The 14,624-nt window shown below is 56.0% G+C and carries 13 protein-coding genes; 7 read left to right on the top strand and 6 right to left on the bottom strand.

The genetic code is table 11. The annotated features are described in order from the left end of the window. A partial coding sequence (locus tag IEV54_RS07925) for a DUF1329 domain-containing protein (protein ID WP_188434372.1) occupies positions 1-605 on the top strand: 605 nt, incomplete at its 5' end. Between the two features lie 497 nt (positions 606-1,102). Beyond that, positions 1,103-2,425: a DEAD/DEAH box helicase gene (locus IEV54_RS07920; protein WP_150278575.1), complete on the top strand. Its 1,323-nt coding sequence runs from the start codon at positions 1,103-1,105 to the stop codon at positions 2,423-2,425. 169 nt (positions 2,426-2,594) lie between these two features. Here the strand turns inward: IEV54_RS07920 and IEV54_RS07915 are convergent, their stop codons facing one another. The 6 genes from IEV54_RS07915 to IEV54_RS07890 form a co-directional block, all read right to left on the bottom strand. After that, positions 2,595-2,981 (bottom strand): VanZ family protein, encoded by a 387-nt coding sequence (locus tag IEV54_RS07915; RefSeq protein WP_150278574.1) that lies wholly within the window; start codon positions 2,979-2,981, stop codon positions 2,595-2,597. A 10-nt stretch (positions 2,982-2,991) separates the two neighbouring features. Continuing rightward, complete coding sequence (locus tag IEV54_RS07910) at positions 2,992-5,103, bottom strand: YjbH domain-containing protein (protein WP_223825510.1); 2,112 nt, start codon at positions 5,101-5,103, stop codon at positions 2,992-2,994. Next, on the bottom strand, positions 5,096-5,797 hold the full coding sequence (locus tag IEV54_RS07905; protein ID WP_188434371.1) for a capsule biosynthesis GfcC family protein: 702 nt from the start codon (positions 5,795-5,797) through the stop codon (positions 5,096-5,098). The genes IEV54_RS07910 and IEV54_RS07905 overlap by 8 nt, the downstream gene beginning before the upstream one ends. A gap of 122 nt (positions 5,798-5,919) precedes the next feature. Continuing rightward, positions 5,920-6,507: a YjbF family lipoprotein gene (locus tag IEV54_RS07900; RefSeq protein ID WP_150278572.1), complete on the bottom strand. Its 588-nt coding sequence runs from the start codon at positions 6,505-6,507 to the stop codon at positions 5,920-5,922. A gap of 88 nt (positions 6,508-6,595) precedes the next feature. Beyond that, positions 6,596-7,633 carry a polysaccharide biosynthesis/export family protein gene (locus IEV54_RS07895; protein ID WP_373286431.1) on the bottom strand — a complete coding sequence of 346 codons (1,038 nt, stop codon included), beginning with the start codon at positions 7,631-7,633 and terminating at the stop codon, positions 6,596-6,598. Between the two features lie 268 nt (positions 7,634-7,901). Next, complete coding sequence (locus IEV54_RS07890; RefSeq protein WP_188434369.1) at positions 7,902-8,093, bottom strand: hypothetical protein; 192 nt, start codon at positions 8,091-8,093, stop codon at positions 7,902-7,904. Between the two features lie 234 nt (positions 8,094-8,327). Here IEV54_RS07890 and IEV54_RS07885 point away from each other — a divergent pair, with 234 nt between their 5' ends. The 5 genes from IEV54_RS07885 to pgi all read left to right on the top strand — a co-directional run bounded on the left by IEV54_RS07885 (position 8,328) and on the right by pgi (position 14,351). Then, positions 8,328-9,737 (top strand): MBL fold metallo-hydrolase RNA specificity domain-containing protein, encoded by a 1,410-nt coding sequence (locus tag IEV54_RS07885; RefSeq protein WP_150278569.1) that lies wholly within the window; start codon positions 8,328-8,330, stop codon positions 9,735-9,737. Between the two features lie 176 nt (positions 9,738-9,913). Continuing rightward, positions 9,914-10,441, top strand: a complete 528-nt coding sequence (rfaH, locus tag IEV54_RS07880) for a transcription/translation regulatory transformer protein RfaH (protein ID WP_150278568.1) — start codon at positions 9,914-9,916, stop codon at positions 10,439-10,441. Between the two features lie 52 nt (positions 10,442-10,493). Continuing rightward, positions 10,494-11,384 carry a UTP--glucose-1-phosphate uridylyltransferase GalU gene (gene galU / locus IEV54_RS07875; protein ID WP_150278567.1) on the top strand — a complete coding sequence of 297 codons (891 nt, stop codon included), beginning with the start codon at positions 10,494-10,496 and terminating at the stop codon, positions 11,382-11,384. Between the two features lie 16 nt (positions 11,385-11,400). Then, positions 11,401-12,687 carry a UDP-glucose dehydrogenase family protein gene (locus tag IEV54_RS07870; RefSeq protein ID WP_150278566.1) on the top strand — a complete coding sequence of 429 codons (1,287 nt, stop codon included), beginning with the start codon at positions 11,401-11,403 and terminating at the stop codon, positions 12,685-12,687. After that, positions 12,684-14,351, top strand: a complete 1,668-nt coding sequence (gene pgi, locus IEV54_RS07865; protein ID WP_150278565.1) for a glucose-6-phosphate isomerase — start codon at positions 12,684-12,686, stop codon at positions 14,349-14,351. Before IEV54_RS07870 ends, pgi begins: the two co-directional genes overlap by 4 nt. The last annotated feature ends 273 nt before the right edge of the window (positions 14,352-14,624 follow it).

The raw sequence follows: 14,624 nt of genomic DNA, 5'->3' as shown, positions 1-14,624 counted from the left end.
TGGCGTGGGTTTACAACGCCGGCCAGCGTCGCGTACGTCGCGCACCTCAGGTAGCTTATGACGGCCCGGGTACTGCATCGGATGGTATGCGTACATCTGACAACTTCGCCATGTACAACGGCGCACCTGACCGTTATGACTGGAAAATGATTGGCAAGAAGGAAGTCTTTGTACCTTACAACAGCTACAAGATGACCCAGCGTGACGTCAGCTATGACGATGTGCTGAAAGCAGGCCACATCAACCCCGAACACACCCGCTTCGAGCTGCACCGCGTGTGGGAAGTTCAGGGCAACGTGAAAGCCGGCCAACGCCACATCTACGCCCAGCGTAACTTCTTCATGGACGAAGACTCGTGGATGATCAACCTGGCTGATCACTACGACGGTCGTGGCACGCTCTGGCGTGTAGGCGAGGGCCATATCGCCTTCAACTACAACGAGAAGATCCCGGGTTACTCCATCGAGACCCTGTATGACCTGCTGGCCGGTCGCTACATCGCCCTGGGCATGTACACCGAAGAAGTCTCTGCACCGCAGTTCGACTTCGAGCCAAGCTACAACCAGTTTACCCCGGCAGCCCTGCGCTCCTCGGGTATTCGTTAAGGTGTAAAGCTGCTCAAGTAGTTGTTTGGGATTTAAGGGACATCTTCGGATGTCCCTTTTTTTATGCAAGCTTTTCGCCCAAATAATGCTGAAACCCGCTTTTTAAACCCAAAATGGATCCCCGCCTTCGCGAGGATGACGAAGGGGGGGCGTCATTCCCGCGAAGGCGGGAACCCATTTTGACCTTGGGTTCTGGCCCGCGAACCCGCACACATAATGCTGAAACCCGCTTGCTTGAAACCCAAAATGGATCCACGCGTACGCGAGGATGACGAAAGGGGGGGCGTCATTCCCGCGCACGCGGGAACCCATTTTGACCTTGGGTTCTGGCTCGCAAACCCGCACACAAAATGCTGAAACCCGCTTTTTAAACCCAAAATGGATCCCCGCCTTCGCGAGGATGACGTTGTCTAAGAGGTTCGAGGATGACGATGTCTGTCTAGTGTTACACTACCCACCATCAAATCCGATTACTGCCGTACCAGAGGGAAGCATCCTTGTTTAGCGAATTTGCCCTGCACGAACGTCTGCTCAAAGGCATCGAAGAACTGTCTTTCGACAAACCCACCGAGGTTCAACAGGCAGCCATTCCGCCTGCGATTGCGGGTGATGACCTGCATGTGATTGCCCAGACCGGCAGTGGCAAGACAGCGGCATTTGTAGTGCCTCTTCTGCAGCGCCTGATGACCGACGACAGCCAGGCCATGGCGCCGCGGGCGTTGATCTTGCTGCCCACGCGTGAACTCGCGCGGCAGATCATCAGCGAAGTGCAGAAATTCGCCAAGTTCACCTTTATCAAGGCTGAACTCATCACCGGTGGCGAAGACTTCAAGGTCCAATCCGCCAAGATGCGCAAGAACCCCGACATCATCATCGCCACCCCCGGCCGCGCCCTCGAGCACCTGGCCGCCGGGAGCTTGATCCTGTCCGATATCCAGGTACTGGTCCTCGACGAAGCAGACCGCATGCTCGACATGGGCTTTACCGAAGACGTGATGAAACTCGCCAACGCCTGCCCGCCGGAGCGACAGACGCTGCTGTTCTCCGCCACCAAGGGCAGTGCAGCACTGCGGCGTGTAGTTGAAGAGGTGCAGCGCACACCACGTCTGTTACAGCTCAATACCGTACGCGACGACACCCCAGCCATCACCCAGCAGGTTATCGCCGCTGACGACCAGGCCCACAAGGAAGCGCTGCTCAAGTGGCTGTTGGTTAATGAAAGCCCCGGCAAAGCCATCGTCTTCACCAACACCCGCATCATGGCTGACCGCCTCAACGGCGTTCTAAGAGCCATGGACCTGCGTGTATACGTGCTGCACGGCGAGAAAGACCAGAAAGACCGCAAGCTGGCCATAGAGCGCCTCAAGCAGGGTCATGTAGGCGTCCTGGTCGCCACCGACGTCGCGGCCCGCGGACTGGACATCGACGAGCTGGACCTGGTCATCAACTTTGACATGCCGCGCAGTGGCGACGATTACCTGCACCGCATCGGCCGCACCGGCAGGGCAGGGGCCGAAGGTATCGCCATCTCCCTGGTAGCACCCCACGAATGGAACCTGATGTGCAGCATCGAGCGCTACCTGCGCAGGCAGTTCGAGCGCCGCACCATCAAGGAGCTGGTCGGCAACTACAAAGGCCCGAAGAAAACCAAAGCCTCGGGTAAGCCGGTGGGTAGCAAGAAAAAGAAAGACGACAAGAAAAAAGACGGCAAAAAACGCCCCAAAACCGGCAAACCCGCCGCCAAACGCAAACCCGCCACGCCCCAGGGGCAGGTGGTGACAACGTCAGATGGATTGGCACCGCCGAAGAAGCGTAGCTGAGTGCAAATGCTCAAACCCGCTTTTTAAAGTCAAAATGGATTCCCGCCTTCGCGGGAATGACGGGGAGGGGGTGGGAATAACGTGGTAGGACGCGGGAATGACGGGTAGTGGTTGTCATCCTCGCGAACGCGGGGATCCATTGTGGGTTTCAAAAAAGCGGGTTTGTGCCTTACTGAGCGGGACGGCGCGATCCACGCCACAACTGAAACAACCAAACCATCACCAACCCCACAACCACCCCAGCCGTATTGGCATAAATGTCAGTAATATCAGCCGACCGCGTCGGATGAAAACTCTGCACATATTCCACAGCCACACCCACCATAAACATCAACAGTCCACGCACCCACCAATACCACCTGGGGAAGGCGAGGAAGTTGAGGACCGTGCAGGCGAATAGGCCACCGGCGTGATAGAAATACGAGTGCCAACCAGCGGTTGCCGGGGGCGGGGTGGGGCTCATGCCCAGGTAGATGCCCAGGCCGAGTACCGTAAAAAATATAACCTTGAACACCGTGCGATACCGCGCCCATTGGCGCATAAGTCTTACCCACATATCAGCACGGTCAATCCCTCAGGCTGTCGTAGCCGTCGTTGAAACGGCTCATGTCAGCGGAACGGGTCATGTCATACAGCTGGTAGCGTCGCGCCAGGCGGGCGCCACCGTCACGGGTCAGGGGGTTCCAGGCGATGGTACCGCTGGACTTGGACGAGCGGGCAAAGAACGCATCGAACGGGAAGGAGAAGTACACGCCCTTGTCGAAGCTACCCTCACCAAACTCTTCAGCCGACACGTTGGTACGCGTTACCCAGGCACCCACGGAAATACCGTTCTTGTAGCGCCGCGATAGGTCCAGCGTTGCACCGTAATCACCAGCCAGATAGCGGCCCACGCTGCCCTTGGCCAGCACATCGTAGAAACTGGTCTGCACATAGCCGGTCACGTGGCCGGTCAAGGTGGAATAATCGCGGAAGCTCAGATCCTGCTTGAAGCCACGCTGGCGCACCCAGTTCACATCCACACCCACAGCCCAGTTATCGTTATGCGGCCGGAACAGCAGCTCACCACCCACACCGCCGAACATACTTTCCAGCATGCCCGCATAGGCAGACGCATACAGATCACGGTCAAGACGCTTGGTGTGGGTGTATTGCAGACTTTCGATCACCACATCCGAGCTGGTCAGGTATTCACGGATATTGGTACGCACCCGCGGCAACTGGCTTGGGGCGTCGTAGCGGAACTTGTCGAAGTTATCCAGCAAGTTGGCAGCCACGCTGGTGTGAATCCACTGGTTGCGACTGAAGCGGTACTCACTGGTGAGACGCGCCAGGAACTGATACAGAATAAAGCCGTCAGGTCCACCCACGTTCTGGTTATAGCCTAGGGAAACGCCGTAGGTAAACTTGTCCAGAGGCTCGGTGTGCAGAAGCTCGGTGTTCAGAACGCTTGGCGTGGCATTTACCACGGAACGGCGCATTTCAGCGTCATCAATCCGGTTATCACGCAGATCGCGCAACTTGCCCGCGTCGATGCTGGTCTCGGTCACCGCCATGCCGCGGGGCTTGTTGACCAGGGTGTACCAGTCATAGGTGCCTTCGCCTGCGCTGTTATCCAGAATCCGGCTGGCCCGGCCCAGGCCCTGGGCTTCGTTACGGAAAACCTTTTGCTCACCGGTAACGATCAGCTCGCCATTCTTTTCTTCAATGGTTTCTACTTCAAAGCCGGCATTCTCGCGCAAACGATCGCTGACATTAGCCCAGTCTATGGTTTTGGCGCTCACACCAGCGGGGAGTGCTTGCCGCGGTTCTACCTCTGGATCCAGTGTTTTAGGCGTCAAGGCATCAGACAGGTTGGTACGCAGGGTAATACCGATCATCGCGGTATTACCGCGCTCCCAGCCTGCAGTAAAGGAGATGCCGTCGCTGTATTTGTAGACTGCACCTATGTTAATAGGTGAGTCTTGGGCCTGATTGTTTTCTTGAGGTTCAGATTGATAGTCGTTACCGTCGAGCTCGAGCTTCAGTCGCAAGGGTTCCCAGGGAGTCTGGTATTCAACGCCACCGAATATACCTGGGCGGCCTTTGAAATAGGCATCCTGGTTAAAATCACCCACTTGATCCGAGGTTCGACCGGGGCGCTCGTTGAAGTTACCACCCAAAATCGCCAGCGGGTTGGTCACGTCACCGCGGTTGCCGATGTAGCCCCAAGCAAAACCGAGACTGAAGTCGAGGTCGTAGAATCGCTTGTTAGCGACAAAGTACTCACTGGCGAACAAACCGGTACCGCCGACGTCACGCATACCAAAGGCCACGTCAGGTAACCAATAGTTTTCCTGCAGTAGTCGGACCTTTACATCTACGGCCTTATCTTTATAGCTCTGTCCAGTAGTAGATACGGCGTATTCCCTATTGCTGATTGCCATATAACGTATAGTGCCTTCAAGCCATGAAAACGGTTGTACTGAAACGCTGTAACGGCTGTAGGGTGATGTTCTGTTGGCATTAAAACTAAACTCACCCACGGGCGCCATACGGGCTGTCGGCGTCTGCAACAAGCCTACACCGCCAAAGTCATGCTGTGTGGTGCTGTAACGATCCGCGAGCGCCTGAGCTGGCAAGATAAGGCAGGCCATACTCAGTGATGCTACAAGGGAGGAAGCAGCAGCTTTACTCATCAAAGCGGCCTCCCAATTGATACTGTGTTGCGAGCAGTGCGGTGAAATCTTCATTCAGGCCCGTCGCTTCCGGCGAGAGGATATTCCGTTGCAACGGTACAAAAACGATTCCCCCGACAGCCAAATTGGCAGGTTGGGCGTTCCAGTAGGCGACGGAGGCCTTGCTGACACTTCCATCCGGCTGCACTAAATACACAAGACTGGGATCAGCCATATCATGTCGCGGGCAGCTCTCCAGGTAAGCAACGGGTTGTTCGCCGGGTACATAAGGCAAGACGCATTCGCGTTTTACCGCGCCTATCACGCGAATTTGATCGGGGCGCCGCGGATAGCGCAACTGATCACCGTCACGCAGTAATTGGTTATTCTGCGGCAGTAGTTGAGCGAGGGGATTCATTTCAGCCACTACGCGGCCAGTAACAGGCATGGGCTCTACCAGGGCATGCAGGCGCTCGGCCAGCTCCAGCAAGGGAGCGTTACCCTCTGCCTTGGCATGTACTGCGTTGACCTGCAATTCAAATAGAACGCCAGCCTTGAGTCGCACCTGGTCTTCTACTGCGTCTTTGCGTAAAAGGGCGGCGCCCAGAAACCAGGCATTGGCACTCACCTGGCCGGTAGCAGCAGCCTGGCTCAGCCGAGCACCCATCGGAAACGCAAATGTGCCGGGGTTGAGCACCTGACCGTCAATCTGCACCACTATCCTGTTTTCGTCAGGCAGTGCGGCCCTAGCTTCACTATTGCCTGCTGTTTGAGCCAGAGCATGAACTGAAAAAATACTGAAAAGAAGAAAACACCCCAAACTCAAAAAAGAACGATTCATTCCTGAAACCCCGCCGGACGCACTTCAGTCAGTCGCATGGGGGGCAGGCCTGGCGCAACATGTTGCACGCTGGCTATTACCTTGCCCGTGGCAGGGTCAAACCAGTAGTAATTGGTAGCGGTGAAATCCAGTGCAGGCATGCTTATGTTTTCATCCAGGCGTTGCAGTTGAATTTCCCTGCCCATTACCTGAATGGCTTCCTCTGGGCCCAACTCATAGGACGCGATTTGCGGAATGCCGGTCAAAAACCGATCCGGGTAATCCACGGTCCGCACAACTTCGACTTGCCCAATAGTACGAAGATCGCCGCGAAATGGATCAGCGGCCATCATTGGCGCCAGTACGTCACTCCCATCGGGCAGGCCCGCAGCCTGAATCACTCGGCCGTTCTGGGTCACCAGCATCTGCTCAAGTCCGTGCCACTCGGCAGTGCCCTGGCTTTCAGCGGCTCTGATGAGTAGCGCTTCAGATTGCACCAGTTGAACCACCAAGCCAGGTCGATCCAGAGTATTGACGTACTCGGCAGTAACCAGCGGTTCAGGGCCACTGACTGCCAGCTTGATCGACTCATAGGAATCGGTCATCAGCGAGTTACAGCCTGACAGCAACAGTGCCGTCAGGCAGCTAGCGCCCAAACGAAAGAGGTTATTCACTACGTGGCCAGTCCCTTGCTCAGTTATCGTTGCTGCCGATGTCTTCGTTGATCAGCACAGAGGTGCGCAAGATGTTAGCTGAGGGGAACAACTGGCTGATGAAACGGTTCCAGCGTGTGATCTCGGCAGCGCCAACAAACACCACATCCTGTGGCTGCATTTCAAACTGATTAGCCAGAATGAAGGCAGAGGGCGATTTAGCATTAAGCTGGAAAACAGTGGCTTTATCGGTTGCGAGGTTCTCGACACCACGGATCACATACACATCCTTGCCGCTAGCCGATGTGGGCAGGGGGCCACCAACTGAACCCAGCACTTCGGTCAGCGTCATACGGCTGGTGCGGTATGGGATGGCTTCAGGTGCACTTACTTCACCCATGACAAAGATCTTACGGTTATCGTTCAAGCCCATGTGCAGCTTGTCACCGGCGCGCAGATAAATCTGACCGATGCGGCTATCGTTGCTGCTCAGGCGGTCGTAGTCCAGAGTGTAAGTGACTCCGTCACGCACCAATACTAGATTGGATAGGTCGGCACGCTGCTGGTCGATCTGTGCGAGTCCCACAGCTTGCAATAATGTGAGCTGAGTTGAGTCGACTGGCAAAAAACCCGGATTCACAAATGCGCCGCTGATATCGATTTTCTGGCTGTTATATCCCAGCACATTGACGTCGACCTGGGGTTGTTCGATGTAGCGGGCCAAGCGCTTGGTGATGATTTCTCGCAGTTCCTCAAGCGTAAGGCCTGCTACCTCTACGTTACCCACAAAAGGATAAAACAGTGTGCCATCGTCACGAACGACGCGGGCGTTCGCCGCTTCTGTTTGCTGTGGGCCGCCAGGAGTGGTCAGTTCAGGGTGATCCCAGACTGTGATAAATAGAGCGTCATTCGGTCCAATGCGATAATTCTCTGGCTCATAGGAAAGCAGCTCAGGTGGAATCATCGTTTTTTCCGCATTGCTGGCCTGATCCTGGGCAATCAGCTTTGGTGTTATCTGCACCATCTCTACCATGCTGTCTTCAGCTGAGTCATCGCTGATCAAACGGTCCGTGTCCATGTGCATACCGGGGGAAAACATGCACGCCTGCAAAAGTAGTACAGAAGCGCCCAAAGCGACTAGCGGGAATCTGGTCATCGTATGGAGTCTTTATTTGAATTTTCGGAATCGAACATAAAAAAGCCACCTAAAACAATGTTTCAGGTGGCTTCCATCACTGACAACAAACTCTATCAGTTAGTGCCGGTAGTACCGGTGGTACCAGTAGAGCCGCCGCCATCATCAGCAGCTGCAGCAGCTGCAGCCCCTGCAACAGCTACACCAACTGCTAGGGTACCAACTCCAAGGCCGCCAGCTGCACCTGCGCCTGCTGCTGCGCCGCCTGTACCAACACCGGGCGCTGCGCCTGGCGCTGCACCAGCACCGCTACCAGCGCCTTGGCCAGCATTGGCGCTTGCGCCAGGTGCTTCACCTGTTGGGGTTTGAGCAAAGGCACCCGCAGAAGCGAGTAACAGGCCACTAGTTACCAGAGCAAAAATTTGTTTTTTCATAATTTAATTCTCCCGGATTTGCAATTCAAATTCGATTATACGCAGATCTCCGTTAATGGAAACCCTGCTGGCAATACCTTGCTTGAAAGTGCAAGCAAAAAGTGTGCGCTCGATCACGTCAATTTGTGATCAATGTGATTAGTATGCGGCACAGTTAAGGCAATAGCCGTTCAAAAAGCAAGTGAATTTGCAAAGGAATGCATATGAATACCCAATACCCCCACATACAGCACCATGGAGCAGTGCAGGGCGTTACTGGCTCCTGTCACCAGTTATGGTTAACCCCTCAGGACAGCCTGCTGATTGATTGCGGGCTCTTTCAGGGCGGCGAGAGCTCCGGTAACGGCGCAGATGCGCACAACCTGGCAGTCGAATTCGATCTGACCAGCGTCAGGGCGCTTGTTGCTACCCATGTGCACATCGATCACATAGGGCGTATCCCATGGCTGCTTGGTGCAGGGTACAAGGGCGATATTCACTGCACCGAGCCATCAGCCATGCTGATGCCGACGGTATTGGAGGATGCTTTTCTGGTAGGTATCAAGCGTGACAAGCGCCTGGCCACCCGCTTTATTGAGATGGTACAGCCCAGACTCCAAGGCCACCCCTATAAAACCTGGGTCACCCTGATTGAGCGCGAAGATCTTGTCTGCCGAATTCGCTTTCAACGCGCCGGCCATATTCTCGGCTCTGCCTACGTGGAATTCGACATAAGCTACCCACAGCAAAACCGCACCCGCCGCATCGTATTCTCCGGCGACCTCGGCGCACCCCACGCCCCGATGCTTCCCGCCCCAAAGTCACCTTACAAAGCAGATGTTGTGGTACTCGAAAGTACCTACGGTAACCGTCTCCACGAAAACCGCCGCACAAGACGCGCCCGTTTCCAAAAAGTAATAGAACAAGCCCTACAAGACGGCGGCACAGTTATAATCCCCGCCTTCAGCATAGGTCGCACCCAGGAGCTCCTCTACGAACTCGAAGACATCATCACCAGCACCCGCCAAAAAACCTGGCAAAACATCCCGATAATCCTCGACGCCCCCCTGGCCACCCGCTTCACCAAACTCTACCGCCAACTAACGCCCTACTGGAACGCCGAAGCCCTGAAGCGTGTCACCAGCGGCCGCCAACCCCTGGGCTTCGAACAACTCCTCACAGTCGAAACCCACGCCCAACACCAATCCATGGTCAACCGCCTGGCCCAAACCAGACAACCCGCCATCGTCATCACCAGCAGCGGCATGTGCAACGCCGGCCGCGTCATCAATTACCTCAAAGCCATGCTCAACGATCCACGGCACAACGTCGTATTCGTCGGCTACCAGGCCCGCGGCACCCCCGGCAGCATCATTCAGCAATACGGTCCCCAGGGCGGTTATGTAGAGCTGGACGGAGAACGCTATGACATCAAAGCAGGTATCTACACTCTGGGTGGCTACTCAGCCCACGCCGATCAGGCAGGGCTGATTGGTTTTATCACCAATATGCGCCACTGGCCTGAAGAGGTGCGCCTGGTGCATGGAGATGAAGACGCCAAATCCACCTTGGCCGCGCTGCTCAAGGCACGCGCTGTCTCGGCCGGAAAGACACTTGTGGTAAATGTGCCTTGACCGAGCAGTCCGAGTTGAACCCTTTCGGTTTTATACGCTCTCATTTGTGTGTCAAGTCTTGTAAGTGTCACATACGACCCATTATCATCATCCCGCTTGGATTGCTGAATCAGGATCGATCCGCCTCCATTCTTTGCCCCAATCACTAACGCCGTCTAAGCGGCAAGCAGGACAGGATGCCAGCCCCTAAACGCAACGTTTCCCAGTGGTATCTGATTCAGTGCAAGGCTCGGCAAGACGAGCGGGCAGAGCTGAATCTGAAAAACCAGAACTTTACCTGCTATAGACCGGTCCATACGGTTGAGCGCCTGCGTCACGGCAAGCGGGTTCGTATCGAAGAGTCTCTTTTTCCAGGCTACATGTTCATTCATCTGAGCTATATCTCGGACAACTGGTACTCCATTCGCTCCACCCGCGGAGTTTTGCGCCTGGTTGGATTTGACCACCAGCCCACCACGGTAGCGCCGGAAATCATCCATGCAATCAAAACGCGCAGCGAGGGCTTACCTATCAAGCCAATCCTGCAACCAGGTGATCGTGTGCGCATTGTGAAAGGGCCCTTCAACGAGCTGGAAGCCATCTTTACCCGGCAAGATGGCATGGAACGTGCTGTGTTGCTATTAAACCTGTTACATCGCCAGCAGCACATGAAAGTGCCATTGCATGCCATAGAGCCAATGGAACGTCTGACCAGAACTGGCTGATGTAAACTGCAAAATGTATTAAAAACCTTATATTTATCAATAGGTCTGCACAATGTCAGTAAGAAAAGCCATCCTCCCCGTTGCCGGTCTAGGCACCCGTTTTCTGCCCGCGAGCAAGGCTATTCCCAAGGAAATGATCACCGTGGTGGATAAGCCGGTGATTCAGTATGTGGTGAATGAAGCCATAGCAGCCGGCATCAAGGAGATAGTGCTGGTCAATCACTCGGCCAAACGAGCGATTGAAGATCACTTCGACGTCCACTACGAACTTGAAACCGAATTGGCCAATCGCGGCAAGGACGAGCTTCTCAAGGTGCTGCGTTCGATCTTGCCAGCAGACGTTCGGGTGATCAGCGTGCGCCAGGGCAAACCCCTCGGTCTGGGCCATGCCGTATTGTGCGCACGAGAAGTCGTTGGCGATTCGCCATTCGCAGTAATGCTGCCTGACGTGTTGGTTGATGATTACTACCAGCCCGCCGGTAGTGAACCAGACCTGGCCACCATGGTGCGCAATTTTGGTGCAACCCAGCACGCGCAGATCATGGTCGAACAGGTACCGATGGACAAGGTCTCGCAATACGGTGTGGTAGCGCTGGACGGCAAGCCGCCTGCAGCCGGCCAGAGCTGCACCATGACCGGTGTGGTAGAAAAGCCCAAGCAGGCCGATGCCCCTTCGGACCTGGCCGTGGTTGGCCGTTATGTTCTGCCCGCCCGTATTTTTGATCTGCTGGCAACCACCCAGCCGGGGGCCGGCAACGAGATTCAATTGACCGACGCCATCGCCGCGCTGATGCGCGAGCAGCCGGTAGATGCTTACCGCATGCAGGGCAAAACCTACGACTGCGGCAGCAAGATCGGCTATCTGCAGGCCACTCTGGCCTACGCGCTGCGCCATCCTCAGGTGGGTGACGAGTTTGCCCAACTGATCCGCGCGCACCGTTAACGGGAGCTCTACTGTCATGCATCTGGACGTATACGGAGATACCCTGTGCGCGCTGGTCACAGCTGCCGGCCTGGCGTCCGTCGGCCACGACGTGACACTAAGCCTACCCTATGGCCGCGTGCGCGAACGCGTATTGGCCAATCACGCGGCCTACAGCGAGCCGGGCCTGCGCAAGCTGATCAGTGGCGAGCACACCGCCGGGCGCCTGAGCTTTTCCGAGTTCAGTACCTTGCCGGACGAAAATAGCCGAGCGGTGTTCCTAGCCCTGAATACCGGCGAAGAAAGCGCAGCGGAGAATATCGTCCAGCGACTGACCCAGAAACCTGACCGACGCTGGTTGATCATCAATCAGTCACCGTTCCCGGTGGGCTTCACGGAGCTGTTGCAGTCACGTATCAAATTGGAAACACCAGATAATCCCAGCGCTGTTGTCTGCCTGCCCGATTTCCTGCAGGAAGGTTCAGCTATCGACGGCCTGCGCAAACCGGCACAAATCATACTGGGGTGCAGCGATGGCCACGCAGAACTCAAGGTCAAGGAGATTTACCGGCCCTTCAGTCGTGAAGTTGATCGTTTCCTGGTCATGACAGAGCGTGAAGCCGAATTTACCAAGCTCACGATCACCGGCATGCTGGTTACCCGCATCAGTTTCATGAACGACATGGCCAATCTGGCCGACTCCCTGGGTGTGGATATCGAGCACGTGCGCCAGGGCGTGGCGGCCGATCCACGTATCGGGCCGGCCTATCTATATCCCGGGGTCGGATTTGGTGGGCCGGGCTTTGCCAGCAACGTGGTCAACCTGGTCGATACGTTAAAAGCCAGTGGTGTCGGTTCCGAGTTGCTTAACGAAGTATTGGAGATCAACGAACGGCAGAAGGACCTGCTGTTTCGCAAGCTCTGGAAGCATTACCGCACTGACCTGCAAGGACGCACCATCGGCATCTGGGGCGCGGCCTTCAAGCCAGGCACTGGCCGAATTGACAATGCACCGGTGCTACGCGTGCTCGAGGCACTCTGGGCCCAGGGCGCACGGGTACAGATCCATGATCCTGAGGCCATCCCTGCGCTTCTCGAACATTACGGCAGCCGTGCCGACCTGGTTAGCGCCAGCAATCCCTACACGGCGGCAGAAGGCGTCGACGGTTTGATGGTGCTCACTCATTGGCCACAATATGGCAGCCCTGATTTCGAACGGCTCAAGCGAATTATGCGAACACCCGTTATTCTGGATGGTCGAAATGTCTACGACCCTGCCACGGTGCGGGAATACGGATTTACCTATTATGGAGTCGGGCGATGAATGCATTCAAAGCGATACCGGATACCGGCAACGCGGCGATTCAGCAAGCCTGGGCCGAACTGGCTGACGAGGCCAAACGCCTGCAGGATACTCATCTGGCAGAGATGTTCAGTGCTGACCCTGAACGATTCAAACGACTGAACGTCAAGCACGGGCCTATGCTGCTGGATTACAGCAAGCAGCGCCTCGATAACTCAGCACTCGCAAAACTCGGCTCACTGGCCGATGCCTGCGACCTCAAAGAGTGGATAGAGCGGTTGTTCAGTGCCGAGCCCATCAACTGCACAGAAAACCGCGCAGCCATGCACTGGGCGCTGCGCGTACCTGCCGATACCGCTCTGCAGGATCCAGCGCCAGGCGTGTTCTCAAGTGTGCAGTCCCAGCTGGAGAAAATGGGCGGCATGGTCCGCAAGATTCATAATGGCCAATGGCGCGGTATGACCGGTGAGGTGATTACCGACGTGGTCAATATCGGGGTAGGGGGCTCAGACCTCGGCCCTCTGATGGTTAGCCGTGCTCTTAACGACTCCACGCTGATACGTGACAAGCCCCTGGGTATCCATTTTGCTTCCTCTATGGACGGCAGTCAGCTGGCTCAGTTGCTCAAGCTGCTCAAGCCACAGAATACCCTGTTTATCGTCTCGTCCAAATCCTTCACCACTGTGGATACCCTGTATAACGCCAACACCGCCAAGGTGTGGTTGGAGCGCAGCCTGGGTGGCGGCGATGAGCTGATGCACTGCCATTTCATTGGTGTGTCTTCTGCCCAGCAGAAAATGAACGACTGGGGTATTCACCCGGAAAATCAACTGCAGATATGGGACTGGGTAGGCGGCCGGTACTCACTTTGGTCCTGTATCGGTTTACCGGTCGCGTTGCGTATTGGCATGATCGGCTTCAATCAGTTGCTGGCCGGGGCGCACCTGATGGATAACCACTTCCGCAGCGCTCCCTGGCAAAACAATATACCGGTGCTGATGGCACTGATAGGTATCTGGAATACCAACTGCCTGAACATCAACGCTCAGGCGATCCTGCCCTACGACGGCCGACTGGAGAAACTCCCGGCCTACCTTGAACAGCTGGAAATGGAATCCAATGGCAAATCCGTCACCCGCGACGGCCAGATGGTGCAGACCCACACCTGCCCGGTTTTATGGGGTGAAGTAGGCCCTAACGCTCAGCATGCGTTCTATCAGTTGCTGCACCAGGGCACAGAGGTGGTGACCTGCGACTTTATCGCTCCGGCCTTGCGTTACCATGAGGCCATGCACAACAGCGATTCGGAAGAGCTGGTGCGCCAACACGAACTGGCCCTCGCCAACTGCCTTGCCCAGTCCCGTTTGCTTGCCCTGGGTGAGGATGCCCTGAAGGGCGAAGGCGAGCTACCGGACTACAAACGCTACCGCGGCAACCAACCCAGCTCTACCATCCTGCTGAAAGAGCTCAGCCCCTTCAGCCTGGGCGCCATGATCGCCGCCTACGAGCACAAGGTATTCGCCCAATCTGTCATCTGGGGCATCAACCCCTTCGACCAGTGGGGCGTAGAAATGGGCAAAAAGATCGCCACCGAAACCCTCGGCGTCATCCGCAACGAAGCCAAACCCGAATACCCCCTCGACAGCTCCACCAACGGCCTGATCGACTTCATCAAGAATCAGTAAGCCCAAACGCAAAAGCCGAGCATGCGCTCGGCCATTTCCCCCCACCACCCCGTCATTCCCGCGCACGCGGGAATCCATTTTGACCTTGGCGCAGAAACCGCGCTCCACCTGAATAAGGCTGAAACCCGCTTTTGTTGAAGCCCAAAGATGGATTCCCGCGTTCGCGGGAATGACGGGGAGGGGCCGGAATGACGAGGAGGCGCGGGAATGACCAGGTGGTGGAAGGAAATCGTCATCCTCGCGAACGCGGGGATCCATTTTGACCTTGACCTT

Origin of the sequence: Halopseudomonas salina (assembly GCF_014637955.1) — a bacterium.
Taxonomy (GTDB): Bacteria; Pseudomonadota; Gammaproteobacteria; order Pseudomonadales; family Pseudomonadaceae; genus Halopseudomonas; species Halopseudomonas salina.
This window is presented reverse-complemented; position numbering and strand designations above follow the sequence as displayed.

Excerpts from the sequence above, each read along its gene's own strand:
- rfaH (WP_150278568.1), top strand. The coding sequence starts at position 9,914 with ATGCCAGCCCCTAAACGCAACGTTTCCCAGTGGTATCTGATTCAGTGC.
- IEV54_RS07915 (WP_150278574.1), bottom strand. The coding sequence starts at position 2,981 with ATGTGGGTAAGACTTATGCGCCAATGGGCGCGGTATCGCACGGTGTTC.
- pgi (WP_150278565.1), top strand. The coding sequence starts at position 12,684 with ATGAATGCATTCAAAGCGATACCGGATACCGGCAACGCGGCGATTCAG.
- IEV54_RS07895 (WP_373286431.1), bottom strand. The coding sequence starts at position 7,633 with ATGGACACGGACCGTTTGATCAGCGATGACTCAGCTGAAGACAGCATG.
- galU (WP_150278567.1), top strand. The coding sequence starts at position 10,494 with ATGTCAGTAAGAAAAGCCATCCTCCCCGTTGCCGGTCTAGGCACCCGT.
- IEV54_RS07910 (WP_223825510.1), bottom strand. The coding sequence starts at position 5,103 with ATGAGTAAAGCTGCTGCTTCCTCCCTTGTAGCATCACTGAGTATGGCC.
- IEV54_RS07885 (WP_150278569.1), top strand. The coding sequence starts at position 8,328 with ATGAATACCCAATACCCCCACATACAGCACCATGGAGCAGTGCAGGGC.
- IEV54_RS07870 (WP_150278566.1), top strand. The coding sequence starts at position 11,401 with ATGCATCTGGACGTATACGGAGATACCCTGTGCGCGCTGGTCACAGCT.
- IEV54_RS07900 (WP_150278572.1), bottom strand. The coding sequence starts at position 6,507 with ATGACCGATTCCTATGAGTCGATCAAGCTGGCAGTCAGTGGCCCTGAA.